The following is a 24,397-nucleotide window of genomic DNA, read 5'->3' on the forward strand; positions in this document are numbered from 1 at the left end:
AATAATGAATTTAATAATTGTGAGTGGTTAAATGCTTCCTCAGTTAGAACTTAGAAAATTTGTAACCCCTGAATTTATTTTTGGAGATGGAGCACGCCTTTTTGCGGGTAGATATGCTAAAAACTTAGCAGCTAAAAAGATATTAATTGTTACTGATCCCGGGATAATAAAAACTGGTCTGGTTGATGAATTAAGTTATACATTAACTGAAAAAGATTTAGAATATGAAATATTCTCCAATGTAACACCAAATCCTCGAGATTATGAGGTCATGGAAGGTGCAGAAGTATTTTCAAGTGAGGAATGCAATTTTATTATTGCCTTAGGTGGTGGAAGCCCCATGGACTGTGCAAAAGGCATTGGAATTGTTAGTTCCAATAAAAAGCACATTCTAGATTTTAAAGGGGTAGATAAAGTTCCAGTGCCCTCACCCCCATTAATTTGTATTCCCACTACAGCCGGATCATCTGCAGATGTATCACAGTTTGCAATAATTTTAGATTCTGAAGAAAATTTAAAAGTGGCCATTGTAAGTAAAACAGTTGTCCCCGACATTGCATTAATTGATCCATTTACTACATTAACTATGGATAGCCATTTGACTAGTGTAACTGGTTTTGACGCATTGATACATTCTATAGAAGCCTATGTATCCAATGCAAGCTCACAGATAACTGATTTACATGCTCTGGACTCCATAAAAATAATAAACCAAAATATTTCTCCCGTGCTTAATGATCTTAAAAATTTAGAATTTAGAAGCAACATGATGATGGGTAGTTTAGAAGCAGGTTTAGCATTTTCAAATGCTAGTTTAGGCCTGGTACATGCTATTGCCCACAGTTTAGGAGAAATAGTAGATTTATCTCATGGAGAGTGTAATGCTGCCGTTTTAGAATATGTGATTGATTTTAATTTCTATTCAGCTCCTGAAAGATACATTGTAATTGGTAGAGCCATGGGAATCAACTTTAATGGTTTAGATATCAATGCTAAAAAAGAAGCTCTACTAAATAAATTGAAAGAACTGAAACTTTTATGTGAAATGGATTTTAATCTCGGTGAAATGGGCTTAGAAGAAAAGTATATTGTTCATCTGGCTAAAAATACCATTAATGACCCATGCGTAGTCACCAACCCCCGAAAGCCATCTGTAGAAAACATTGTGGAGATTCTTAAAAATGCCCTCTGATATTCCAGATGAATGGTCCACGCTTAGGGAAAAAATTATTGGTTTAGGTGAGAAATCAATAAAAAAAAGTTACTATCCAGAATTACAAGAACATTTAAACGAATTAGAGCGATTTAGAACTCTTTTAGATCAAACTAATGATGCTATTTTTCTAGTTGAAGTTTCATCATTTTTATTAACTGATTTGAATCAATCAGCCTATAAACAATTAGGTTATTCAGCTAAAGAATTAATTAAAACATCCATTATTGATATTGTAGCTCCAGAAGACAGACAGAAGTTTATTAATATTTTTTCAAGTCCAGAACATCCTATTTCTAAAGAAAAATTAAAATTCAAAGCTTTTTTTATTAAAAAAGATAATGAACTCATGCCTATGGAAGTCAGCACCCGTATGGTCTATTTTAGTGGAATTTTATATTCGGTAATGGTTGCCCGAGACATTAGAGACCGAATTGCTGCAGAAAAAGCCTTGAAAGAATCAGAAGATTATTACAGAACTATTTTTGAAAATACTGGATCTGCCACGGTTATTTTAGAAAAAGACACCATCATATCTCGTGTAAATACTGGTTTTGAAACCCTTACCGGTTATTCAAGAGAAGAAATTGAAGGTAAAAAAAGTTTTAAAGACTTTTTACATCCTGAAGAATTATCTAAAACTTTAAAATATCATCAAATGCGCCGAAATAAGATAGAGCTGGCACCAAAAGAATATGAAACCATTGGTTTCAATAAAAATGGTGATTTGAAATATGTGGTTGCTACCATAGCAATCATACCTGGAACTGACAAAAGTTTAGTTTCCCTAATGGATATAACTGCTCGAAAAACGGCAGAAGAACAAATAATCAAGTCATTAGAAGAAAAAGATGTTTTGTTAAAAGAGATTCACCACAGAGTAAAAAATAATCTTCAAATAATATCCAGCCTTTTAAATTTACAATCATATCATATTAAAGATCCTAAAGATCTTGAGATTTTTAAAGAAAGTCAGATAAGAGTGAAATCCATGGCCCTGATCCATGAACAACTTTACCAATCTGAAAATTTAGCCAGTATAAATTTTGCGGAATATATTAAGAACATAACCAGTCAGTTATTTAATTCATACTCATCCCCAGCCAGCAATATCACCTTAAATCTGGATTTACAGGATGTAAACCTGGAAATAGAAACTGCCATCCCCTGCGGCCTAATAATAAATGAGCTGGTGAGCAATAGTTTGAAGCATGCTTTTAAAAATAGAAATAAAGGAAAAATAAGTATATCTCTTAATCAGGATTCAGAAAATGTTGTTCTGTCAATTTCTGATGATGGAGTTGGTTTTGACCTAGAAAAAATGAATATTAGTGATTCTCTAGGCCTTAAACTGGTTAAAACTTTAGTAAAACAATTAGATGGTTCTTTAGAAATAAAAAGTAATGAAGGCAGCAGCTTCTTAATTAGTTTTAATGAAGCTGTTTATAAAGTATAGAATTTGAAAATAACATAATAAATTCCATTTTTCAATTTTATTGTTCTGGTTAAGTTTTATATTGTTTAATTTAGATTATTTTTAATTAATAATTGAATTAATATAAAAAAATTTTATTTTAATAGAATGGTAATAGAAATCATTATATGTTAAAATTAGGTTCTATTAATTATGGTAAAATTTAGTTCAAGCGAAATTAGAGATATTCTCATTTCCATGCTAGTAATAGCTGGAGTATTTGCTTACATATTAAGCGGAAGAAACATTAATTTAGCAATTAATTTGTTTCCTATTACTTTAATCGCCGTAGGGCTTGGATTTGTACTGCATGAACTGGCCCATAAATTTGTAGCCATACACTACGGATTCTGGGCAGAATATAAGCTGTGGGCAGAAGGACTAGTACTGGCCATCATTACATCGTACTTTGGTTTTATATTTGCTGCTCCCGGAGCAGTTTATATTCATGGAGAGTATATTTCTGAGGAACAAAATGGAAAGATATCCCTGGCCGGGCCTTTAACCAACATTGCACTGGCACTGATATTTCTGGGATTATTAAGTATTTCATCTGCTTCACCTATTTTACAAACTATTGGATTCATTGGATTCAGTATAAATAGTTTCATAGCTTTATTTAATCTAATTCCATTTAGTGTATTAGATGGAGCAAAAATATTGCGTTGGAATCCTATAATTTGGGTATTGACTGCTGCAGTAGCATTTATTATGACATTTAATCAGTACATCCACCTATTCTAATAAACTTACAAATTAATTATTTCTAAAAACGGTGACCTCATGTTTTCAAATGTACCTGTAAAATATTTTAGTTGCACTCATCGTGCTATAAACCCTTCTCAAACCATTGAAAAGGTTGAAAGTAAATTAAAACTAGCAGGAGTTACCCGTGTAACTGAAATAACACATTTAGATCGTATAGGAATACCAGTATTCTCTGCAATAAGGCCTACTGCTCAGGACGGTGCCGTGAGTATTTATGCTGGTAAAGGGGCCACTAAAGAGCAGGCCAAAGCTTCCGCTATGATGGAAGCTTTTGAAAGGTATTCTGCTGAAAAAAAAGACTGCGATAGCGAAAAAATAATTAAAGGAACCTATGAAGAGCTTGAAAAGGCCTTAAAACCATCTTTACTTATTTTACCCCGGCGATTGCAAAGCAATCCCAGTCATACCCAGCTGGAATGGATAGAATCCGTTAATATCAAAAATGAAGAAAAGGTTTTAATTCCAGCCAATGCAGCATATCACCCCTATCGTTCAAAAAATACATCAAGTATCTTTAAATCTAATACAAACGGCCTGGCTTCCGGAAATATTGTTGAAGAGGCTGTTTTTCATGGGATGACAGAGGTAATTGAAAGAGATGCTTGGAGTATTTTTGAAGCCCATAAAAATAAAGTGGAAATTGACGCATCTAGGAGTGAAAATTCTATTATTATTGATCTTTTAGGTAAATTTAAAGATGCTGGAATTGGAGTAAAACTTATTGATTTAACTGCAGACGTTAAGGTCCCTACTATCGCTGCTGTTGCTGACGATGACGTTTTAAAAGACCCTGCCCTTTTAACTATGGGTGTTGGAACTCATCTAGATCCAGAAATTGCAGCAATAAGAGCCATTACTGAAGTTGCCCAAAGCAGAGCCACCCAAATCCATGGTACCAGAGAAGACACTTCCCGTGCCGTTTTCATGCGAAAAGCAGGATATGAACGAATGAAAAAAATCAATGGCCATTGGTTCAATGAGGGTGAAAAATTCATAGAATTAGAAAGTATTAAAAATAGGTGTTCTAACTCTTTTAAAGAAGATATTGAAACCACGATGAAACAACTTGCAAAATGCGGGCTTAAAGATGTATTTTTCGTGGATTTAACTCGAGAAGAAGTAGATGTTCCAGTAGTAAGAGTGATTATTCCTGGAATGGAAGTATTTTCCGTAGATCCAGAAAGAGCTGGAGATAGGGTCTGTAAAATTATCTAAGTTTTAAATTTAGTTTTTTAAAATCATTTTATAGGCAAGATTAATTTTATTTTCTCATTTCATCTATTTTTTTAATAATTAATTTAATAATTTTTTCATATTTTTTGAGAATCTGTTACTTAGAAGATTAGTTATAGAAAATTGAAATTTATATTAACTAAAATTTTCAAACTAGTTAAATAATAATATTTTATTAATTTAATTGAGAGGGAATATGACTGCTTCAAAGAAAATAATAATTTTTACCGGGCCTTCCATTAGTATAGAAGAAGCATCTGAGATTTTAGAAGCGGAATATCGATATCCTATAAAACGAGGAGATATTTTAGAGGTTATTGCAGAATCGCCAGATGTAATTGGAATAATTGACGGAGTATTCCACCAACAACCCGCAGTTTCACACAGAGAAATACTGGAAGCACTTAATAAAGGAATTGTGGTGGTGGGTGGTTCTAGTATGGGTGCTTTGAGGGCTTCTGAGCTGGATGAATTGGGAATGATTGGAATAGGTTATGTTTATCAGCAGTATAAAAGCGGTGCCGTGGAATCAGACGATGATGTGGCGGTGATTTTAAATCCCCGAACACATGAACAACTTTCAGATTCATTGATTAGTATTGATTACAATTTAAAAAAGGCCAGAGATGCAGGAATTCTATCTGAGCAGGAACTTAAAAAATTACTAGATATTTCCAAATCCATATTCTACCCCAAAAGAACCTATGAAAAGGTTTTTAAAGAATCTAATCTTGATGAAAAAGTTATTGAGTCACTAAAACAATATATTCAAGAACATGAATATGACGTTAAAAGAAAAGACGCCATAGAAGTTTTAAAATACATTAAAAATAACTTATAGATTCAAATTAAAGATTATATCTTTTATAAATCGAGTATAATCCAAATATAATCATTTTAAAACTTAAAAAACTTTAAATTAAGTAATTATATTGAAAAATAGTTAATCTAAATAAAAAATAGTAAAAATATCAATATAACAAATTAATGATAACATTTCAATAATAAACGGTGATTTTCTTGGAAATGACAGAAAAAATTAGGCAAGTTAAAGAAGAGCTTAAAGATCAGAAAATGATGATTGCATTTTCAGGAGGGGCCGACAGCACATTACTAGCCAATATAGCCTCAAAAGTCACTGGAGAGTTCCTTTTAGTTACAGTAGATAATGGAGTGCTACCTAAAGACTGCATAAATAGTGCTAAAAAGATTGCAGAAGAAATAGGATTATCGCATGAGGTGGTAATAGAAAATTTTATGCAAGATCCCAATTTTAAGGCTAATAATTCTAATCGATGCTTTATATGCAAAAATAAGATGTATGGCAAGTTAGAAGAAATTGCTAAAGAGAGAAATTTTCCCATAATCGCTGATGGAACTAATATCAGCGATCTGCTAGAAGATAGGCCCGGAATAATGGTTAATTATCAAAAAAATATTATAAGTCCTTTGGTAAAAGCTGGAATAAGTCACGAGGATGTTTTAAATTATTTAAAAGAAAATAACATTAATTATTCCGTGTCCACAACTTGTATGGCCACTAGAATATCAACTGGGGATGAAATAAGTACCAAAAAAATCAACCGGATATCTTATGCTGAATCTTTAGTTAAAACTCTCTCTAAAAATGATATTGTAAGAGTTCGAGATCAAAAAGGTGTGGCTCAAATTGAGATAGTAGATATTGAACCAATCCTAAATTCAAACGTTTTAAAGCATATTGATGCTGAATTAAAGGCCGTGGGTTTTGAAAGAGTAACTTTAGACATTGGCAGTGCAAAGAAAGAAAAAAAGGATCTCGTAGTTTACAAACCTTGCAAGGACGAGAAAAATAAAATAATGTTTGAAACTGAACTTCCCTATAAAATTGACATTAAAAACACTTGTAAACAGTTGGAAAGTCTGGGTAAATTAAAGTGCTCAGAATCAATGGGGATTGCAATGTGCGAAATTGAAGGGAGGAATTTGACCGTTTTTAAAAATGGCAAAATTGTGGCCCGGAAGGTCCAGGACCCGGAAGATGCTGAAAAAATTCTAATAAAGGTTTTGCCTAGAATTAGAAGAATTATTCAAAATTAATTTTAAATCATATTGAATATTAAAAAAAAACAGCAATTATTAATTAATTAATTATATTTTGTTGAAATAATAAAAAAATAACTTTTAAATTCTATATAAAAGAGTGAAGAATTGTTAGTTAAAACTAAGAATCTATTGGAATTATAGTGTCTTCCTTACATTTTCTTTAATCTTTCTTCTGAAACTAGTTAGTTTAGAAAAGGACCCTCTATCATCTGGACCTTCTAATGCCAAAACATCTCCAATCAATTCAAAACTTATTTGATCGGCGCCAATTTCATTGAAAGATAGAATAACTATAGATGATTCTTCCAAACTATCATTAGTTTCAATGTCATAATCAATTAAAAGCTCATGATTAGGTAAGACATCATAAATAACCTTTTTTACGGCATTTTCAAATAATTCTAGAAAAGTTTCTACCTCAGAAAGGCCCTGCCACCAGCAATATCCCCATAGAAGCTTTAACTGGATATTTTTAATTGAAACTTCACCCTTGTTTTTAGCAGCTAGTTTAATTACACCATGCGAAGCAGTTATTCTCAGACTTGGTGAATTTGATAAAGTTACTGAATCTTCCATATTAATCATTTAATGCCCTAATAAGATCTGTAGCCCTTACCAGACCAACTAATTCTCCTTCTAAATTGGTTACTGGTATTTGTTCTATGTTTCTCTGTTTCATTTTTGAAGCACAGGTAGATACAGACGTTCTGGTGTTAACTGTAACCATATCCGATGTGGCAACATCTTTAACGTCCTTATCAGAAAATTTGAGATGGTTTTTAATAACATAAAGAACACTTTTGCTGTCCCAAGACCATTTGTCACCTTCTGTGCCTACAGAAGTATTGTGGACTGTTTTCTCAGATACAACTTCACTTTCATTTATAAAATCAGTTTCCGTGAGCACACCAGTTAATTTCCCATCTTTATTTAGAGAAAGGAGTACTTTTAAATTAAAAAAACGCATAATTTCGAAGGCTGTACTTAATGGAGTCATTTCCCAAGTGGTAGGAATTGTTTTAACCATGTAACCTTCCACAGGATCGTTGATTTCAATTTGAGATAGTGCATCTGCTATTAAATCATATGCTGTTATAATACCCACTAGTTCATCATCATCAACTACTGGAACTCTCCGTATATTGTTTTCAATCATTTTAGAAGCCACTTCACGTACATCCTCATCAGAAGAGGTAGTGACTGGATCTCTAGTCATGATAAGCGCTATTTGTTCCTCGTCAGGATTTCCAACCAGATCAGAACGAGTTACTATACCAACAAGTTTTTTAGTTCCTTCTTTGACAACAGGCACTCCAGATACATTGGTCTTTCGCATAAGACTCATTGCATTAGCACGATTGCCGGGAACTTTTACATAGTGAATTTCATCAGACATAATGTCTTTTACTAGCATTATTACACCAACTACAGTTTATTAATATGTTAAATTAAATAAATTAAAAAAAATCGGTAATTTATATTATTTAATGAACAACTAAAACTGGACAAATAGATGACCTAACAACATTTTCGGCCACACTTCCCAATAGGAATCTATCAAGACCATGTTTTCCAGAAGTTCCAACAACCACCAGATCAATTTTTTCTTCTTTAATTGTCTTTAAAACTACATCCGCAGGAGAGCCATCTTCATTTCTTAAAGTTATTTTAATATCCCCATCATACTCTTCAACCAGTTTAGAAACATTTTCCAATGATTTAGATGCCTCTTCATGAAGCATTTCTTTAATTCTGACAATTACATCATCTAAAGGAAGACCGATTAAAGAAGACGTATCAGTTACACTCAAAGCAATTATTTCAGCACCACTAGTCTTAGCAATCCATAAAGCATGTTCGGTAGCTTTATTAGCATATTCAGAACCATCGGTAGGTAATAGAATTTTTTTGTACATTGGCTCACCTCATATATACTATCTTACCTTTCCTAATTAAACATATTATATTTTTCGATTCAGTTCTATTGATAATAGAAAGCCACGGATTTTTAGATAACTGTTTAACCAGCATAATATCTGCCACATAACCTTCTTTTATAAGTCCAATAAGTCCAGAATCAATATCTATGGCCTTAGAAACGTTAGTAGTTGCCATTTTAAGGACATCTGAAGGTGATAAATATTTTTTAGAATATCCACGAGAAGTTTTAAGTGCATATTCCATTTCTCGAAACATGTTTGGAGAATTAAACATTAAATTATCAGTTCCCAAAAGTATATTGATTTTATTATCTAATATGTCAGCTATAGGAGGTATCCCAACAGAAAGCGTACCATTTGACCGTGAACAGCAAACTATAGATGCATCAATAGAAGATATTGCATTAAAATCTCTTTTTTGAGGATAAGTAAGATGGATCAAAAGTTTAAATCCGCTTTCTACAGCCCTTTCAACTTCACTTTTCCCAGTAAGTTCAATTGAATCCTTTTGAACTTTTTCGTGTTCGGCTACATGAATAGAAGCAATTTTACCCTGTTTTTCACATTCTTCAACGATTATTTTGGAGGTTTCGTCAGTTATTTCTCCAAATCCACTGGGAGCAATACCATCACAGTGTTTTAAGAGCTTTTTCAATTTTGATCGAACTTCATTCTCACTAGCTTCTGAATCAAAAATTATTGGATCTCGGCCCAGAACAATTTTATTAATGGGAATATCTTCTGAGGCCTTTTCCAATAATTTAATTCCATCAATTCCACCTTCCCGGTAATCAATAAAAGTCGTGGTTCCAGTATCAAGCATTTCCCACATGGCATTTTTCATAGATTGAATTAAATCTTGTGAAGAACTTGATTCTAAAATCTGGTGTTTAATGCCATGAGGGGGCTTTACTATGCAATCTATGGACTTTCCATCACCTTCATCCATGGCCACCGCGTCCCCAATATGAGTATGGGCATTTATAAATGATGGTAGAACAATGCAGCCACTAGCATCAATTTTATCAGATGCTGAAATTTTTTCAGGAGTGATTTCGCATATCACACCATCTTCAATTGCTATATTCACTTTTTCAGGATTTAAACCCCTTCCAGTAAGTACTAGGCCATTTTCTACGACTAACATGGAATCAAACCAGTTTTAGACTTAATTTAGTTGTTTTATAGATTGTGATTAAATTAAATGATTTAGAGATATTATGTATTCTTATGGTTAAATAATTTGAATTTAAATTGGATAAAATTTAATTAAAAATAAAATTATTTCAAATTTGATTGATTTTTATAAATAGAAAACAATTTGAAATATTTAAAACTGCAAAATAAAAAAATAAAAAGTTCTAGAAGCTTCGTACGTTATTAGTTTCTGACTTTTCAGATATTTTATTGTAGTAGTCCACTTTAGCCTTTCCATGATAGTAGTAGAATCTGGTTATTTTAACCTTTGTAGAAGCACCTGGATTCAGTGTTTTGACGTAGGCCTGTTTGTATCTTTTATAGGAATATTTACCATTCCATATTCTTACATAAGATCCACTAGATGTTAGTGTACCTTGATTTTTTATTGTAATGTATCTAGTGCTGCCAGATCTTTTGATAGAAGTTATAACTAGGTCTGGTTTTGGGTTTCCTACCTTAATTGTTTTTGAAATTGCGCTTGATTTTCCTGAAGTATCTTTTGTAGTTAAAGAAACTTTGAAATAACCTTCTTTGGAGAAAGCATGTTTCACAGTTTGCCCTGATGCTATGGCCCCATCACCAAAATTCCAGTACCAAGAAGTTATACTGTCATTATAATCAGGGTCATAAGAAGTTGAAGTAAAAGTGGCGAGACTTTTAACTGCAGGATTAGATGGTGAAACTATAAATCCACTAATAGGAGCTCTATTTTGAACACTAACTGTCTTAACAGCCGTTGAAGTTTGATTTTTGCTATTAGTTACGGTATGAGTGACATTATAGTTCCCAAATGAACCATAATTATGGAGTACACTTTGATTTGTAGTATTATGGAACTCAATAGGGTCGCTACCATCTCCAAAGTCCCATGTCCATTTAACAATAGTATCCAGCACATCGCAAGAGTATTCTTTGAATGTGACATCAGTAGGGATATAATTTTGAGCCGCCGTAAATGCAGAAACTAGTAATTTAGTTTTATCACCAGCATACCAAGCAGCAGCAGCTACAGAGTTATAATCACTAATTTGAGAAACACTTGGGAACTTGTAAGACCAATTACCCATAAATGCTACAGAGCCATCATTACTTCTCCATACATTAGCATCAGTATAGTAATAGCTTTTAGTGAGTTTTTCAACTGAATTTATCTTATTATTAGCATCTGTAAAGTTTTTTGCACCACTTAAAAATGTATCAATTATATCTCCACCGAAATAAGCGGAAGCATAATAATTAGCACCGGCTCCTGTAAACATGGATGCGAAGTTGTATATAGTTGGAACGGGATTAGCAACTTGAATAGGATTACCCCATGGATCTTCACCCACATAGCCAGTAGAAAAACATGCATGGAATAAAAATGCCATACTATTTGATTTTAATGGTGCAGTGAATTGCTGACCATTCCAACCTTGCATCATTTTGTCTAAATTATTTCCAGTTCCCCAAATAAATTCATTTCCAGAAGTATCACTTTTGGAAGCGTATCCGACCAGAGAATACGGAGGTGTTGAAGTCCCACCATTTCCATTATAATGTCCAGATTGATATCCACCATGGCCAACATAAATAACCGCATCGGCATTGTACATGGCCTTTAAAATGTTAGTTGAAGTTGCTTGTTGACCATAAAGCTCAACTAATTTGTCTCCAGTATATCCTTTGGCCTTAAGTGCCGTAGCTATTTCTTTAGCATCAGTTAAGTAATCAGCAGGTAAATCCGAACTGGGGGATCCGATAATAACTATGTGGGCTTGTGCAGTTGGTACAATTGCCAAACCGAACACTAACAGCGAAGCTAGTAGAGTAAAAGAAAGTAAATAACCTTTAAATTTCTTATTTTTTCCATCCATAGTATTACCTCCCCATGATTTTTAAATAATTGATTAATATTAAGTTTTTCTTTAATTTCATTTTTTTCACGAGTATATAAAATTATTGTATATAATTCTATTTATTCACCAATATAATATATTTCAGTTAATTAATGTGAGATTGTTCACAAAAAACAATCAGAAATTTTTCAGTGCAGTATAAACATGAAAGAGATAAAAAAATAATCTTAAAAAAGTTTTTTAAATAACGAATAAATTTTAAAAAAAGAATTAGAGGTTATGATATTCATTGAGTGACTTAACCACAATTTTTCCATCTTTTACTTCTCCAATAGCATTTAAAGCAGCTCGAGCACCAGCTAAAGTTGTCACATAAGGTATTCCTAATTCCACAGCCATTCTACGGATAAGATAACCATCATCAGCAGATTGTTTTCCAGACGGAGTATTTATTATAAGACCAATCTCTTTATCTAATATAGATTCTCGTATATTAGGAGATCCTTGACTAACCTTCCTTATGACTTCAATATCAGCCACATCCTCCACTGCTTTAGCTGTTCCCACAGTGGCAACAATTTTAAATCCTAGTTCGTCAGCTTTCTTTACAATATCCTGAATCTTATCCTTATCTGCATCCCGAACACTGATAAAGACTTTTCCTTCAGTTAAAAGATCCATGTTGGCTGAAAGCTGAGACTTATAATAAGCCAGACCAAAGTTGTCATCAATACCCATACTCTCCCCAGTAGATTTCATTTCCGGACCTAAAATTGAATCAGACTCTGGCAATTTAATGAATGGGAAAACAGATTCTTTTACTGCCACATGGTTGATTTTAATTTCATCCTTAAGTCCTAAATCACCCAGTTTTTTGCCAATCATGAGCAAGGCTGCAATTTTGGCCAGCGGAATACCAACTGCTTTACTAACAAAGGGTACTGTACGGCTGGCCCGTGGGTTGGCTTCCAATATGTAAACCTTCGGTTCATTATCAGAGTCCATTTTTACAGCGTATTGGATATTCATTAATCCTACAACCCCTAATTCCAGGGCCAAATAATGAGTATATTCTTTGATAGTGTTTAAAGTATCTTCGGGGATACTTTGTGGTGGAATAACACAAGCTGAGTCTCCAGAGTGAACTCCCGCTTCTTCAATGTGTTCCATGATTCCTCCAATGAATACATCTTCCCCATCACAGAGAGCATCCACATCAACTTCAATAGCATCTTCCAAAAATTTATCCACCAGAATCGGATGCTTTGGAGAAATTTTAACGGCTTCTTTCATGTATTCTCGAAGTTCGTCATCATCATAGACAATTTGCATGGCCCGACCACCTAGAACATAAGATGGTCTCACCAGAACTGGGAATCCTATTCTTTCAGCGACTTTTCGAGCATCTTCAAAAGATTTAGCAATTCCATAAGGTGCCTGAGGTATTTCCAGCTTTTCTAATACATGAGTAAATTGTTCTCGGTCTTCAACCCGGTCAATACTCTCGTGAGGAGTTCCCATAATTTTAACGCCTTCTTCAGCCAATGGCACTGCTAGGTTTATGGAGGTCTGCCCTCCGAATTGCACTACTACTCCTTCTGGTTTTTCTTTATCCATTATGCCCATGACATCTTCCAAGGTGAGTGGTTCAAAATAGAGCTTGCTAGAAATATCATAATCCGTACTAACCGTTTCAGGATTGTTGTTAATGACTATAGTTTCTATCCCTTCATCTTTAAGGGCTAAAGAGGCATGTACACAGCAATAATCAAATTCAATACCTTGTCCAATCCTTATAGGGCCAGCACCAATAATAGCAATTTTTCGCTCGTTGGAAACTGGAACTTCATCTTCCATATCATACGTACCATAATAATAAGGAGTTTTAGCTTCAAATTCTGCAGCACAGGTATCTACCATTTTATATGTAGGCACGATTCCAGCATCTTTTCGAAGTTTTCTAATTTCTGATTCTTCCAGGCCAGTTATTACAGCAAGTTCAGCATCAGCAAAACCCATTTTCTTGGCTTTGTGCATCAATTTAGGGTCTTTAATAGAATCAGCATTTAATTGCTTTTCAAAATTAATAATATTCAATATTTTATATAGGAAAAATTTGTCAATTTGAGTAATATGGTGAATTTCATTTACACTTGTTCCTTGCTTTAAGGCAGTGTAAACCTGAAACATTCGCTCATCAGTAGGATTGGCCAGATCGTCCCGGGTAAAAGAAACCTCTTCAAATCCGTATCGGCCAATATCTAAAGAACGGATAGCTTTGTGAAGTGATTGTTCAATAGTTCGTCCAATGCCCATTACTTCACCAGTAGACTTCATCTGAACCCCAATTTTCTTACTTATGCCTTTGAACTTGTCAAAGGGCCAACGCGGTATCTTGGCCACTACATAATCCAATGTGGGCTCAAAAGAAGCCGGTGTTTCCTTGGTGATGTCGTTTTGGATCTCATCTAAGGTCATTCCAATGGCGATTTTAGCTGAAATTTTGGCTATAGGGTAACCCGTTGCCTTAGAAGCCAGGGCACTGCTCCGGCTCACACGAGGGTTAACTTCAATTACTTTGTACTCTCGGGTTTCCGGGTTAAAGGCAAACTGTATGTTACATCCACCCTCGATTTTCAAAGCCCTTATAATCTTAATGGATGCATTTCTTAATATCTGGTTGTCCACGTCACTCAGGGTCTGGGAAGGAGCTACTACTATACTCTCTCCAGTGTGGATTCCCATAGGATCAATATTTTCCATATTACAGATAATAACACAGGTGTCATTTTTGTCCCGTACCACCTCATATTCAAACTCTTTCCAGCCCATAACAGATTGATCAATGAGTACTTGGCTAATAAAACTCATATCCAGTCCGCGAGTGGCTATTTCAATTAGTTCTTCTTCCTTGTAGGCCACCCCACCACCAGTACCACCTAGTGTAAAAGCAGGTCGTACAATAACTGGATAGCCAATCTCTTTAACAGCTTCTAAGGCTTCATCGAGTGATTTAACAGCTTTAGCTTTGGGCACTGGCTCATTGAGTTCTTTCATGAAAATATCAAATAAGTCCCGATCTTCTACATTTCGTATGATTTCTACAGTAGATCCCAAGACTTTAATTCCTTCCAGAGCATTAATCTCTTCCAGTCCCGTGGCTACATTGAGTCCAGTTTGTCCACCCATAGTAGGTAAAACAGCATCTGGTTTTTCCTTTTCAATGATTTTAGCAACGATTTCTGGTGTTAATGGTTCCACATAAACACTGTCGGCCATGTCAATATCAGTCATGATAGTGGCCGGGTTACTGTTTACCAGAACCGTTTCAATACCTTCTTCTTGTAATGATTTACACGCTTGAGAGCCAGAATAATCAAACTCAGCAGCCTGACCTATCTGAATGGGTCCAGACCCAATTATGAGTACTTTTTTTATATTTTGATCCTTAGGCATTCCTGATCCCCGTTTTTTATAATTTTTATTCATATTTAAGTGATTAATTGAAATATAATTATGGAATTTTAATAAATTAGTTTATTAAATGATAATTAATCTGAATATAAAGATTAATAAAGGTTTTTCCAACCTAGTAATCCCTCATAACTTTGACAAATCTATCAAATGCATAGTCGGTATCATGCGGGCCAGGCCCTGCTTCTGGGTGATACTGCACACTACTTACCGGTAGTTCTTCATGCTCTATTCCCTCGACGGTACCATCATTTAAGTTAATTTGAGTGACATTTATAGGTTTATTAGTAATAGAATCTGGATCTACAGAAAAACCATGATTCTGAGAAGTTATAGATACTTTTCCAGTTTTTAAATCCTTAACCGGCTGGTTAGTTCCCCGATGGCCAAATTTCATCTTATAAATTTTTGCCCCAAATGCCAGAGAAATTAACTGCTGACCCAAACATATACCAAATACAGGTAATCGCTCAGCAAGCTTTGGAATAACATTTATAGCATCTTTAACCCGATTAGGGTCTCCCGGACCGCTTGATATGAGAACTGCATCAGGATCGTAATCCAGAATATCTTTAATATTCGTATTATATGGTAAAACAACTACTCCCGCTTCTCTTTTTAAAAGAGCATTGATACTGTTGTTTTTTATTCCACAATCAACAATAACAACTCTTTCAGGATAATCTTTTCCAAAGATTTTTGGTTCTTTAACACAAACCTCATCCACCAAATCAATTTCAGTGATATCTTTTTGAGAAATAGCCATTTCTAATAATTCCTCATCAGAGACTTCAGTTGTGGCCAATGCCCCTTTCATGGTTCCTCTTTCTCTTATTTTGATGGTTAATGCCCTAGTGTCAATTCCACCAATTCCTGGAATTTTAAATTCAGATAAAAAGTCAGACAATCCCTTCTCAGAAAGACTATGGGAAGGATGAATACATTCTTCCCTTACAATGAATCCTTCGGCCTTAATACTTTCTGACTGATACCATTCAGGACTTATACCATAGTTACCCTGCAATGGATAAGTTGTCATTAAAATTTGGCCTTTATAGGAAGGATCCGTGAGGGATTCAACATAGCCGGTCATTCCAGTGGCAAATACCACTTCTCCTGTTTTTATTGTTTCATAACCAAAACTTTCTCCTGTGAGAATAGTTCCGTCCTCTAAAGCAAGTTTTGCCTCTTTTACCATTTAATCACCATAATTGATAAGTAGTAGATAATTTGATTTTTAATATATTTGACATGAATTTCAGTGGACTATAATCCAAATAATCTAATAATTAGTATTTTAGTAGTATGTATTTTTTATAATAATTATAATTTAATTAATTCATTAGTTAATATTTAGTTATATTCCTAGTTATAATCTCTACTATTAAAATCTCAGATATTTTATTTCAGATATTAATCCATCCATTTATTAGATTTATTGCTCCTAGATTTATTCTTGGAATAGGAAAGTTCTTTTTCCAGTGGCAAGTTCATTATAACTGCATTTTCCCCGTCCTCATAGTAACCGGGCATTATTTTATCTTCATAAAAACCCATGGTTTTGTAAAATTTAATGGCCCCTTTATTTTCATATCTTACTTCTAATTTAATGTTTTTCATATTAAATTTCTGAAACATTTCTATGGACATTCCTAAAAGTTTCTTACCCACACAGTTACGACGGTATTTTTTATCCACCGCCAGAGAAATGATATGACCTTCATCCTCAAATCTAATCCAAAATATAATATACCCTACAATTATATTATCTTCTTGAGCCACTAAAAATCCTGCACCAAGATTGAAAATATCTTTCAAGATGCTAGGAGGGTATGGTTCGTCAAAAGACATTTCTTCGATTTCTACGACCTTTTTAAGGTCTGAAAGTCTGAATTCCCTTATAATCATTTCTATCTCCGGTGATAGCATGTGGAAAGATCTTGCATCATATATTATAAACCAATGTACTCCCTCTGATAAAATAGTAGAGGTGGGGGCAGGCAAATTTTTGGAAGTTGCTGCCAACCTTCAAAAACATTCTAAAATGAATATTATTTTAACTGATATTAAACCTTCCCATAGAGATATAATTCAGGATGATATAACCCAGCCAAACTTAAGAGTTTATGATGGTGCTAGTATTATTTATTCAGTTAGGCCCCCCATGGAACTGCACCAAACAATTATGGATCTAGCTCAGAATATAGGTGCTATATTGATTATTAAACCTCTAAGTGGAGACACTATAAATACCCGGCAGAAAATGCGACTAGTAAATTATAAAAAGGCCGTTTTTTATGTTTATCCTTAAGTTATATTTATTGAATTTATTTAATTGAATGTTTTTTTTATTTTGATAAATAAAACAATTTTTTTATTTTGCTATTTTTTTATATAGAACCTATACTTAGAAGTTAATTAATACAAATAAATCCTAAAATATCAAATAACTTGATAATATTATCAATTAATTATATAAACAATATAAATTAATAATTAAAGAAATCTGGAAATCAAAATAAATAAAATCAAAAATATTTTTTTAAATTTGACTATTATCAATTAATATCCCCAATTAAAGAGTGTTAATTATGAAATGGGAAAAAAAGAGCATTGAAAAAACATTAAAAGAACTTAATACCACTAAAAACGGTTTAAACTCAATTGAGGCTCAAAAAAGGACCCAAGAATATGGGCCTAACGAGTTAGTGGAAGAAAAAAAAGACGGACCTGTAAAAAAGTTCCTGCTGCAATTTATGGACATATTAATTATTTTATTAATAGTGGCCGCAGTGGCAGCCTATTTTGTAGGAGATGCCATTGATGCAGTAGTAATATTGTTAGTAGTTATTTTAAATGCTACTGTAGGATTCTTGCAGGAGAACAAGGCTGAAAAAGCCATGGAAAAATTAAAAGGACTTATATCAAGTGAAGCCGTGGTTATTCGTGACGGTAAAACAGAAAAAATTCCTGCTTCCCAACTTACAAGAGGAGACGTAGTAGTTGTTGAAGAAGGAGATAATGTACCTGCAGATATTCGTTTAATTGAAAGTTATGACCTTAGAATAGACGAATCATCACTCACTGGAGAATCTTTACCGGTTTCTAAGACATATGATGAAGAAAAGGCCGAAAATGAAAGGGAAACGATTGCTTATATGGATTCAGACGTTATATCTGGGCGAGGAATCGGTGCAGTGGTAGAAATAGGAATGCAAACTTCTATTGGAAAAATTGCAGAAATGTTACAAGGTGAAGATACAGCTACCCCCCTTCAAGAAAAGATTTCTGGCCTGGGAAAAATGCTGGGGTTGATTGCCATAGTGGTTTGTGTGGGAGTATTCATCCTACAGCTGGCCAAAGGAGTTCCGCTGGTTGAGACTTTTTTAACCGCCGTATCTCTGGCGGTGGCTGCAGTTCCTGAAGGATTGCCTGCAATTTTAACCCTTACTTTAGCTCTAGGAATGCAAAGAATGGCTAGGGTCAATGCAGTGGTCAGAAAGCTGCTGGCGGTGGAGACTCTGGGATCCTGTACCGTAATTTGTACTGACAAAACCGGAACTTTAACCTTAAATAAAATGTCTGTAAGAGATGCTCGCTTAAATTCATCAGAAAGGGCACTGGAAGTATGTGCGTTGTGTAATAATGCCAGTTTATCCAATGGAAAAGTTATTGGAGACCCAACTGATGGTGCTTTGTTAGTATATGCTGAAGAGGAAGATTATTCACGAGAAGAACTGGAAAAAACTTATCCTCGAATAATGGAAATTCCCCTGGACAGTACCCGTAAAAGAATGACTACCTTGAATAAAAAAGGTGGAGAAATTTATCTTTACACTAAAGGGGCTCCTGAAATCGTTTTAAGTATGTGTAAATACATCGAAGAGGATGAAGTGGTCCGGGAATTAACTGAAGCAGATAAAGAAAACTTCATGAACAGTCTTAAAGAAATGACTGGAGAAGCTCTAAGGGTTCTAGGACTGGCTTACCGGAAGGTGGCACCGGATGAAGATTTAGAAGACAAAGAAACTCTGGAAAGTAATCTAATCTTAGTGGGGCTGGCCGGTATGATGGATCCTCCACGAAAAGAAGCAGCTGAAGCTGTGGCCACTTGTAAAAAAGCAGGTATTAAAGTGGTAATGATCACAGGAGACCATAGAGATACTGCTGCCGCCATTGCCAAAGAAATAGGAGTTTTAAAAGATGGGAAAGTTCTAACTGGAAATGATCTGGAAAAACTTTCTGATGAGGAATTTGCAGAAATTGTGGAAGATGTGGAAGTATATGCTCGAGTTTTCCCTGAACAAAAAGTGCGTATTGTAGAAGCTCTTCAAAACAAAGACAACGTAGTTTCCATGACTGGTGATGGAGTAAATGACGCCCCTGCACTTAAAAAAGCATCGATTGGTGTTTCTATGGGAATCAGTGGAACTGATGTGGCCAAAGAATCCTCAGACATGATACTACAGGATGATAACTTCGCTACCATTGTACATGCCATAGAAGAAGGTAGAACAATATATGACAATATACGTCGATTTGTTAAATTCCAGCTTTCCACCAATGTAGGAGCTATTTTAACCATAGTTTCTGCATCTATAATGAGCCTGCCCATCCCATTTAATCCCATACAAATTTTATGGATCAACATTATCATGGATGGGCCGCCTGCCCAGTCATTAGGTGTTGAACCAGCAGAAAAGGGAATTATGCTCAGAAAACCTGAAAAAGAAAATATACTGCCTCGAAAAACAATGCTAAGGATCATTTTTACGGGAATAGTAATGGCCATAGGAACTTTGGCTCTTTACATTTACGAGCTTTCTATTGGAGTGAGCACCATTAGAGCTACAACTATAGCATTTACCGTATTTGTAATGTTCCAGATTTTCAATGTATTTAACTGCAAATCCAAAACTGGATTTTCCAACCGTTTCCTATTAATTGCAGTGGCATCATCATTCTTATTGCAAGTAATGGTCATTTATATACCATTCTTACAAGGTATATTTAAAACAACTGCCATATCTGGGTTTGACTGGGTTTTAATAGTTCTGGTGGCCAGTATTATATTAATTAGTGAAAAAATCGTGGCAAGGTTTGATTAGATGAATATTTTGGTGATGGCCGGGACAAAAGATGCTATTAAAATCATTGAAATGCTTTCTATAAACAATGAAAGTTCTTTCAAAAGCAATTCTAATGAAGAAACACATTTTAATATTTTGGCCTCCACCACCACCAGTTATGGGGCCATTCTAGCTAAAAAAGCAGGGGCAGATGAGGTCATATCTCGACCACTTGAGGCAGATGAACTTGTAAATTTAATTCAAAAAAAAGATGTGAAAATTTTAATAGATGCTACCCACCCCTTCGCAACCCAGGCTACCACCAATGCCATCAATGCATCAAAAAAGGCTTCAATTAAATATATTCGCTTTGAAAGGCCTTCAATTAATTATTTTAATGTTGAAGGGATCCACATTGTCAATTCATTTGAGGAAGCCGGCCAATTTGCCAAGAGCATTATAAAAAATAATGAAAAGAAAGTTTTACATCTGGCCGGTGTTTCTACCATAAAATCAATTCTAAAAAGTGTTCCCTTAACCCAATTAATAGTGAGGGTTTTACCCAATACTACTTCCATTGGTATTTGTGAGGAAATAGGGATTTCTGGAAAAAATATTGTGGCCATGCAAGGCACTTTCTCTAAAGAATTCAATCAGGCGTTGATGAGGGAATATGATGTTGGAGTTATTATCACCAAAGAAAGTGGAGAAACTGGAGGAGTTCCCGGTAAGATAGATGCTGCTCTGGAGCTAGGTCTTGAAGTGGTATTGATAATTAGGCCCAAAATAAAAGAATTAAATAAAAATTCAGTGGTCAATACCATTAAAGAACTTCAGAAAAAGCTTTAAAAAGAAATTGAATAATATTTTCATCTGATTTCATTTTTGATTTTATTTAATTGCATCTCATATTCTTTTTATTTTTTTGTTTGTTGTTTTACTTATTCAATTTAAAAAAAGGTTCAGTAAATATTTTTTTATTATTTTAATAAACAAAAATAGAAAAATAGGCTTTAAAAAAAATAAAAAACAAAATTTAAGTAAAATTTAAAAAAGTAAATAATATTTAGGATCTGTCAAAGAGCACAACTTCAACTTCAATTCCCTCAGTTATAATTTCCACATTTTTGGGGATTTTAATATAACCTTGGGCCTCAGCCAGAGCTGTTATAGCACCAGAATCTTTTAAAATAGGATGAACTTTACCATCAATTATTTTTACAAGGGCGTAGTGTAATCTACCTCTAGAAGAGTAAAATCTTCCTTCAATAGGATAATTTACTGTTTTAATAGAATCATCTGATTGTAAACCACCCAACTGACGAATATGTGAAGCTAAAAATATTTGGAATATCATTAAAGCAGCTACTGGATATCCTGGAAGGCCAATTACAATTTTTTCATCTATTTTTCCTATAATTGTTGGTTTACCTGGTTTAACTGAAATACCATGCACCAATACTTCACCCATGTCCTCAATGACTTGCTTTAAAACATCTCCAGTGCCCGCCGAAGTGCTGCCGGAAGTTAAAATTATATTACATTCTTTTAGAGCATTCTTAATGGAATCTGCTAATCCCTCATAATTATCTGGGACAACACCTAACCATAATGGCTCTGCACCACAAGATAGTACTGCACTTTGTAAAGAATAAGAATTTACATCAAATATCTGACCATATTTCAAATTCTGGCCAGAATTAACCAGTTCTTTACCCGTAGAAATTATGGCCACCTTGATTTTTTCCTGAACCGGGATTTTATTCAATCCCATAGCACTTAAAACTCCCATTTTGTCGGAGCTAATGAAAGTACCATAAGATAGAAGTAATTCTCCTTCTTTAATATCTGTCCCTTTTTTAGTTATAAACTGACCATGCGTAGCTGGGCGATAGATATAAACTTTATTGTCTTTTATTTCCGTATATTCAACCATAACCACGCCACTGGCCATTTTAGGAAGAGGTGCACCAGTATTTATTACTGAACAAAATCCGGGCTTAATTTCTTTTTGGGGTTTTTGACCAGCCTCAATTACTTCTAAAAGATTTAAAACAACTGGATTTTCTTCACTAGCTCCAAAGGTATCAGGTGCATGTACTGCATAACCATCTTTAGATGCCCGGTCGAAGGGGGGTAAATCAATTGTAGCATAAATATCTTCAGAAAGAACCCTGTGATGAGCACCTTCCAATTCAACATATTCTGATTTTTGAATTGAAAAAAGATTATTAAAAAGATTTTCTAAAATTTTTTCAACTTCTGGAACTTCGATTATCTTTAAAAATTCATTAACCATGGTAAATGCCTTCGTTTAGAATATTTTTCTTAATAAAATAATTTCTTAAAATAATTTCTATAATAAATTAATTAATTATACAATTGATTAAATGATAGTTATAAACAAATATAAAACTATAAATATATTTTTAATTTTATAAATCATTATATAAAGGTTGACACCTTATAATTATATTATATTTAATTAAATCTGATTCTCAAGAAGATTTATAATATTTAATGAAAAATAAGCAATTAATCTCATTTAGGAGGAGAGTATTTGAGTAGAGGATATGAACCACAAGAAGTTAGAAGAGTAAGAACTCCACGAAGAGGAGAAATTCCAGCCGTAGTAGAACAGATTTTAGGTCACGGAAAACTAAGAGTCCGATGTACCGACGGTAAAGTTCGATTAGGTAGAATTCCTGGAAAGATGAAAAAGCGGATTTGGATTCGAGAAGGAGACGTAGTTCTAATAAAACCATGGGAATTCCAAAGCGATGAAAAAGCCGATATAGTCTGGAGATATACTCGAACTGAAGCTAACTGGCTTGAAAAAAGAGGTTACTTGAACCTTTAATCATTTAATTAATAATTAGCTTGATGGAATTTAGGGAGATCCCTAAACCCATTACATCCTAATTAATGCTTAATTTATTTGAATAATACTTGCTAATTTTAATCTTAATTTTAAATATAATATCCGTAATTAATATCATGAATTTAATAATATACTAATAATTTAACATAATTCATTTTTAAGCAGTAAACCAATATGACAAAAATAAATAAGGATGATTTAATGGATCCTAAGGTAACTAAGGCCGATGCTAGTTTACGGAAGATGCTAGCCGAAAAACGGATTAAAAGTGTGGAAGATCGTAGAGTCAGTAGTGAAGTCTTTGATCGGAAAACAATGGAAACGCTTTATAAGTTGGCCAATAGTAACTATTTAAATATATTAAATGGAGCCATAAGCACTGGTAAAGAGGCCAATGTATTTAAAGGGGTTCATGAAGATGGCCATATTGTAGCGGTTAAAGTATACCGTATTTCTACCTCTGATTTTAAGAAAATGCAGTACTATATACAAGGTGACCCTAGATTTAAGGTTAGAACAACTAATAAAAGGCAATTAGTAGATGCTTGGGTAACTAAAGAATTTAGAAATCTTAGTAGATGTCTAGAAGCAGGTATGAACGTTCCAAAACCAATAATAACCAAAAATAATGTTTTAATAATGGAATTTATAGGTGATGAAGACGGTAATGCCGCCCCCACCTTAAGAGACCAGGGCCCAGAAGATCCAGAACAAATGCTTGAAATGGTTATTGATGAACTAAAAAAAATGTATCAAGGTGCTAAATTAGTTCATGGCGATCTTTCAATATTTAATATTCTCAATCATCAAGAAAACCCAGTTATAATTGATGTTTCACAATCTATGGTTTTAGATCATCCCATATCACGAGAACTTCTAGATAGAGATATAGAAAATTTATTAAAAAATTTCGAAAGCTTTGGAGCCTCAGCTTCTTTTGAAGATGTTAAAAAAGAAATTATGGGATAATTAATATTTTTTAAAATAATTCCTATTTATAATTCAAATTTTTATAATTCAATTCAAAAATTTTTAAATTATTTATATAATTAAATTCCTTTTAAAATGTCATTTTAAAATCAATTATATTCTTAAACAAATTCCATTTATTAATATTTCTAAAAAATATTAGAAAGCTTTATAATAGATTTGTTTAAATAATAATTTCGGTCACGACTTTTTAAATTTTATAAAATAGTCGTATACTGACTTTAATATTTAA

At 33.7% G+C, this 24,397-nt stretch carries 20 protein-coding genes; 11 read left to right on the top strand and 9 right to left on the bottom strand.

Going from position 1 to position 24,397, the window contains the following annotated elements; translation table 11 throughout:
* The first annotated feature begins 31 nt into the window (after nucleotides 1–31).
* The 6 genes from ercA to larE all read left to right on the top strand — a co-directional run bounded on the left by ercA (nucleotide 32) and on the right by larE (nucleotide 6,767).
* On the top strand, nucleotides 32–1,192 hold the full coding sequence (gene ercA, locus Q7I96_05145) for an alcohol dehydrogenase-like regulatory protein ErcA (GenBank protein MDO9626998.1): 1,161 nt from the start codon (nucleotides 32–34) through the stop codon (nucleotides 1,190–1,192).
* On the top strand, nucleotides 1,182–2,669 hold the full coding sequence (locus Q7I96_05150; GenBank protein ID MDO9626999.1) for a PAS domain S-box protein: 1,488 nt from the start codon (nucleotides 1,182–1,184) through the stop codon (nucleotides 2,667–2,669). Before ercA ends, Q7I96_05150 begins: the two co-directional genes overlap by 11 nt.
* A 171-nt stretch (nucleotides 2,670–2,840) precedes the next feature.
* A complete protein-coding gene (locus Q7I96_05155) occupies nucleotides 2,841–3,431 on the top strand; it encodes a site-2 protease family protein (protein MDO9627000.1) in 591 nt (196 codons plus the stop codon).
* Nucleotides 3,432–3,470: 39 nt separating this feature from the next.
* Nucleotides 3,471–4,670, top strand: a complete 1,200-nt coding sequence (locus Q7I96_05160) for a YcaO-related McrA-glycine thioamidation protein (protein MDO9627001.1) — start codon at nucleotides 3,471–3,473, stop codon at nucleotides 4,668–4,670.
* A gap of 214 nt (nucleotides 4,671–4,884) precedes the next feature.
* Nucleotides 4,885–5,529 (top strand): TfuA-related McrA-glycine thioamidation protein, encoded by a 645-nt coding sequence (locus Q7I96_05165; protein MDO9627002.1) that lies wholly within the window; start codon nucleotides 4,885–4,887, stop codon nucleotides 5,527–5,529.
* A gap of 185 nt (nucleotides 5,530–5,714) precedes the next feature.
* Complete coding sequence (larE, locus tag Q7I96_05170; protein ID MDO9627003.1) at nucleotides 5,715–6,767, top strand: ATP-dependent sacrificial sulfur transferase LarE; 1,053 nt, start codon at nucleotides 5,715–5,717, stop codon at nucleotides 6,765–6,767.
* Nucleotides 6,768–6,908: 141 nt separating this feature from the next.
* On the opposite strand, the gene Q7I96_05175 is transcribed toward larE, so the two are convergent.
* The 8 genes from Q7I96_05175 to rimI all read right to left on the bottom strand — a co-directional run bounded on the left by Q7I96_05175 (nucleotide 6,909) and on the right by rimI (nucleotide 17,133).
* A complete protein-coding gene (locus Q7I96_05175; protein ID MDO9627004.1) occupies nucleotides 6,909–7,349 on the bottom strand; it encodes a hypothetical protein in 441 nt (146 codons plus the stop codon).
* A gap of 1 nt (nucleotide 7,350) precedes the next feature.
* Nucleotides 7,351–8,187: a CBS domain-containing protein gene (locus tag Q7I96_05180; GenBank protein ID MDO9627005.1), complete on the bottom strand. Its 837-nt coding sequence runs from the start codon at nucleotides 8,185–8,187 to the stop codon at nucleotides 7,351–7,353.
* A gap of 70 nt (nucleotides 8,188–8,257) precedes the next feature.
* Entirely contained in the window at nucleotides 8,258–8,689 is a 432-nt protein-coding gene (locus Q7I96_05185) for a universal stress protein (protein ID MDO9627006.1), read from the bottom strand.
* A gap of 4 nt (nucleotides 8,690–8,693) precedes the next feature.
* Nucleotides 8,694–9,860: an amidohydrolase family protein gene (locus tag Q7I96_05190; GenBank protein MDO9627007.1), complete on the bottom strand. Its 1,167-nt coding sequence runs from the start codon at nucleotides 9,858–9,860 to the stop codon at nucleotides 8,694–8,696.
* A gap of 214 nt (nucleotides 9,861–10,074) precedes the next feature.
* On the bottom strand, nucleotides 10,075–11,769 hold the full coding sequence (locus Q7I96_05195; GenBank protein ID MDO9627008.1) for a PKD domain-containing protein: 1,695 nt from the start codon (nucleotides 11,767–11,769) through the stop codon (nucleotides 10,075–10,077).
* 252 nt (nucleotides 11,770–12,021) lie between these two features.
* Complete coding sequence (gene carB / locus Q7I96_05200) at nucleotides 12,022–15,207, bottom strand: carbamoyl-phosphate synthase large subunit (GenBank protein ID MDO9627009.1); 3,186 nt, start codon at nucleotides 15,205–15,207, stop codon at nucleotides 12,022–12,024.
* 133 nt (nucleotides 15,208–15,340) lie between these two features.
* Nucleotides 15,341–16,423 (bottom strand): glutamine-hydrolyzing carbamoyl-phosphate synthase small subunit, encoded by a 1,083-nt coding sequence (carA, locus tag Q7I96_05205; GenBank protein ID MDO9627010.1) that lies wholly within the window; start codon nucleotides 16,421–16,423, stop codon nucleotides 15,341–15,343.
* Between the two features lie 215 nt (nucleotides 16,424–16,638).
* Complete coding sequence (rimI, locus tag Q7I96_05210) at nucleotides 16,639–17,133, bottom strand: ribosomal protein S18-alanine N-acetyltransferase (GenBank protein MDO9627011.1); 495 nt, start codon at nucleotides 17,131–17,133, stop codon at nucleotides 16,639–16,641.
* A gap of 19 nt (nucleotides 17,134–17,152) precedes the next feature.
* Here rimI and Q7I96_05215 point away from each other — a divergent pair, with 19 nt between their 5' ends.
* The 3 genes from Q7I96_05215 to cobK all read left to right on the top strand — a co-directional run bounded on the left by Q7I96_05215 (nucleotide 17,153) and on the right by cobK (nucleotide 21,143).
* Complete coding sequence (locus tag Q7I96_05215; GenBank protein ID MDO9627012.1) at nucleotides 17,153–17,536, top strand: UPF0146 family protein; 384 nt, start codon at nucleotides 17,153–17,155, stop codon at nucleotides 17,534–17,536.
* Between the two features lie 280 nt (nucleotides 17,537–17,816).
* Entirely contained in the window at nucleotides 17,817–20,333 is a 2,517-nt protein-coding gene (locus Q7I96_05220) for a calcium-translocating P-type ATPase, PMCA-type (protein ID MDO9627013.1), read from the top strand.
* Nucleotides 20,334–21,143, top strand: a complete 810-nt coding sequence (cobK, locus tag Q7I96_05225) for a precorrin-6A reductase (protein ID MDO9627014.1) — start codon at nucleotides 20,334–20,336, stop codon at nucleotides 21,141–21,143.
* Nucleotides 21,144–21,360: 217 nt separating this feature from the next.
* Here cobK and Q7I96_05230 read toward each other — a convergent pair whose 3' ends face one another.
* Entirely contained in the window at nucleotides 21,361–22,593 is a 1,233-nt protein-coding gene (locus Q7I96_05230) for a molybdopterin-binding protein (protein MDO9627015.1), read from the bottom strand.
* 261 nt (nucleotides 22,594–22,854) lie between these two features.
* On the opposite strand from Q7I96_05230, the gene eif1A reads away from it, so the two are divergent.
* Nucleotides 22,855–23,154 carry a translation initiation factor eIF-1A gene (gene eif1A / locus Q7I96_05235; GenBank protein MDO9627016.1) on the top strand — a complete coding sequence of 100 codons (300 nt, stop codon included), beginning with the start codon at nucleotides 22,855–22,857 and terminating at the stop codon, nucleotides 23,152–23,154.
* 222 nt (nucleotides 23,155–23,376) lie between these two features.
* Nucleotides 23,377–24,144 carry a serine protein kinase RIO gene (locus Q7I96_05240; protein MDO9627017.1) on the top strand — a complete coding sequence of 256 codons (768 nt, stop codon included), beginning with the start codon at nucleotides 23,377–23,379 and terminating at the stop codon, nucleotides 24,142–24,144.
* Nucleotides 24,145–24,397 lie beyond the last annotated feature (253 nt).

It is taken from the genome of Methanobacteriaceae archaeon, assembly GCA_030656015.1.
Taxonomy (GTDB): Archaea; Methanobacteriota; Methanobacteria; order Methanobacteriales; family Methanobacteriaceae; genus UBA349.

Coding starts and splice junctions, on each gene's coding strand:
- ercA (MDO9626998.1), top strand. CDS start 32: ATGCTTCCTCAGTTAGAACTTAGAAAATTTGTAACCCCTGAATTTATT.
- Q7I96_05150 (MDO9626999.1), top strand. CDS start 1,182: ATGCCCTCTGATATTCCAGATGAATGGTCCACGCTTAGGGAAAAAATT.
- Q7I96_05155 (MDO9627000.1), top strand. CDS start 2,841: ATGGTAAAATTTAGTTCAAGCGAAATTAGAGATATTCTCATTTCCATG.
- Q7I96_05160 (MDO9627001.1), top strand. CDS start 3,471: ATGTTTTCAAATGTACCTGTAAAATATTTTAGTTGCACTCATCGTGCT.
- Q7I96_05165 (MDO9627002.1), top strand. CDS start 4,885: ATGACTGCTTCAAAGAAAATAATAATTTTTACCGGGCCTTCCATTAGT.
- larE (MDO9627003.1), top strand. CDS start 5,715: ATGACAGAAAAAATTAGGCAAGTTAAAGAAGAGCTTAAAGATCAGAAA.
- Q7I96_05175 (MDO9627004.1), bottom strand. CDS start 7,349: ATGGAAGATTCAGTAACTTTATCAAATTCACCAAGTCTGAGAATAACT.
- Q7I96_05180 (MDO9627005.1), bottom strand. CDS start 8,187: ATGCTAGTAAAAGACATTATGTCTGATGAAATTCACTATGTAAAAGTT.
- Q7I96_05185 (MDO9627006.1), bottom strand. CDS start 8,689: ATGTACAAAAAAATTCTATTACCTACCGATGGTTCTGAATATGCTAAT.
- Q7I96_05190 (MDO9627007.1), bottom strand. CDS start 9,860: ATGTTAGTCGTAGAAAATGGCCTAGTACTTACTGGAAGGGGTTTAAAT.
- Q7I96_05195 (MDO9627008.1), bottom strand. CDS start 11,769: ATGGATGGAAAAAATAAGAAATTTAAAGGTTATTTACTTTCTTTTACT.
- carB (MDO9627009.1), bottom strand. CDS start 15,207: ATGCCTAAGGATCAAAATATAAAAAAAGTACTCATAATTGGGTCTGGA.
- carA (MDO9627010.1), bottom strand. CDS start 16,423: ATGGTAAAAGAGGCAAAACTTGCTTTAGAGGACGGAACTATTCTCACA.
- rimI (MDO9627011.1), bottom strand. CDS start 17,133: ATGATTATAAGGGAATTCAGACTTTCAGACCTTAAAAAGGTCGTAGAA.
- Q7I96_05215 (MDO9627012.1), top strand. CDS start 17,153: ATGTGGAAAGATCTTGCATCATATATTATAAACCAATGTACTCCCTCT.
- Q7I96_05220 (MDO9627013.1), top strand. CDS start 17,817: ATGAAATGGGAAAAAAAGAGCATTGAAAAAACATTAAAAGAACTTAAT.
- cobK (MDO9627014.1), top strand. CDS start 20,334: ATGAATATTTTGGTGATGGCCGGGACAAAAGATGCTATTAAAATCATT.
- Q7I96_05230 (MDO9627015.1), bottom strand. CDS start 22,593: ATGGTTAATGAATTTTTAAAGATAATCGAAGTTCCAGAAGTTGAAAAA.
- Q7I96_05240 (MDO9627017.1), top strand. CDS start 23,377: ATGGATCCTAAGGTAACTAAGGCCGATGCTAGTTTACGGAAGATGCTA.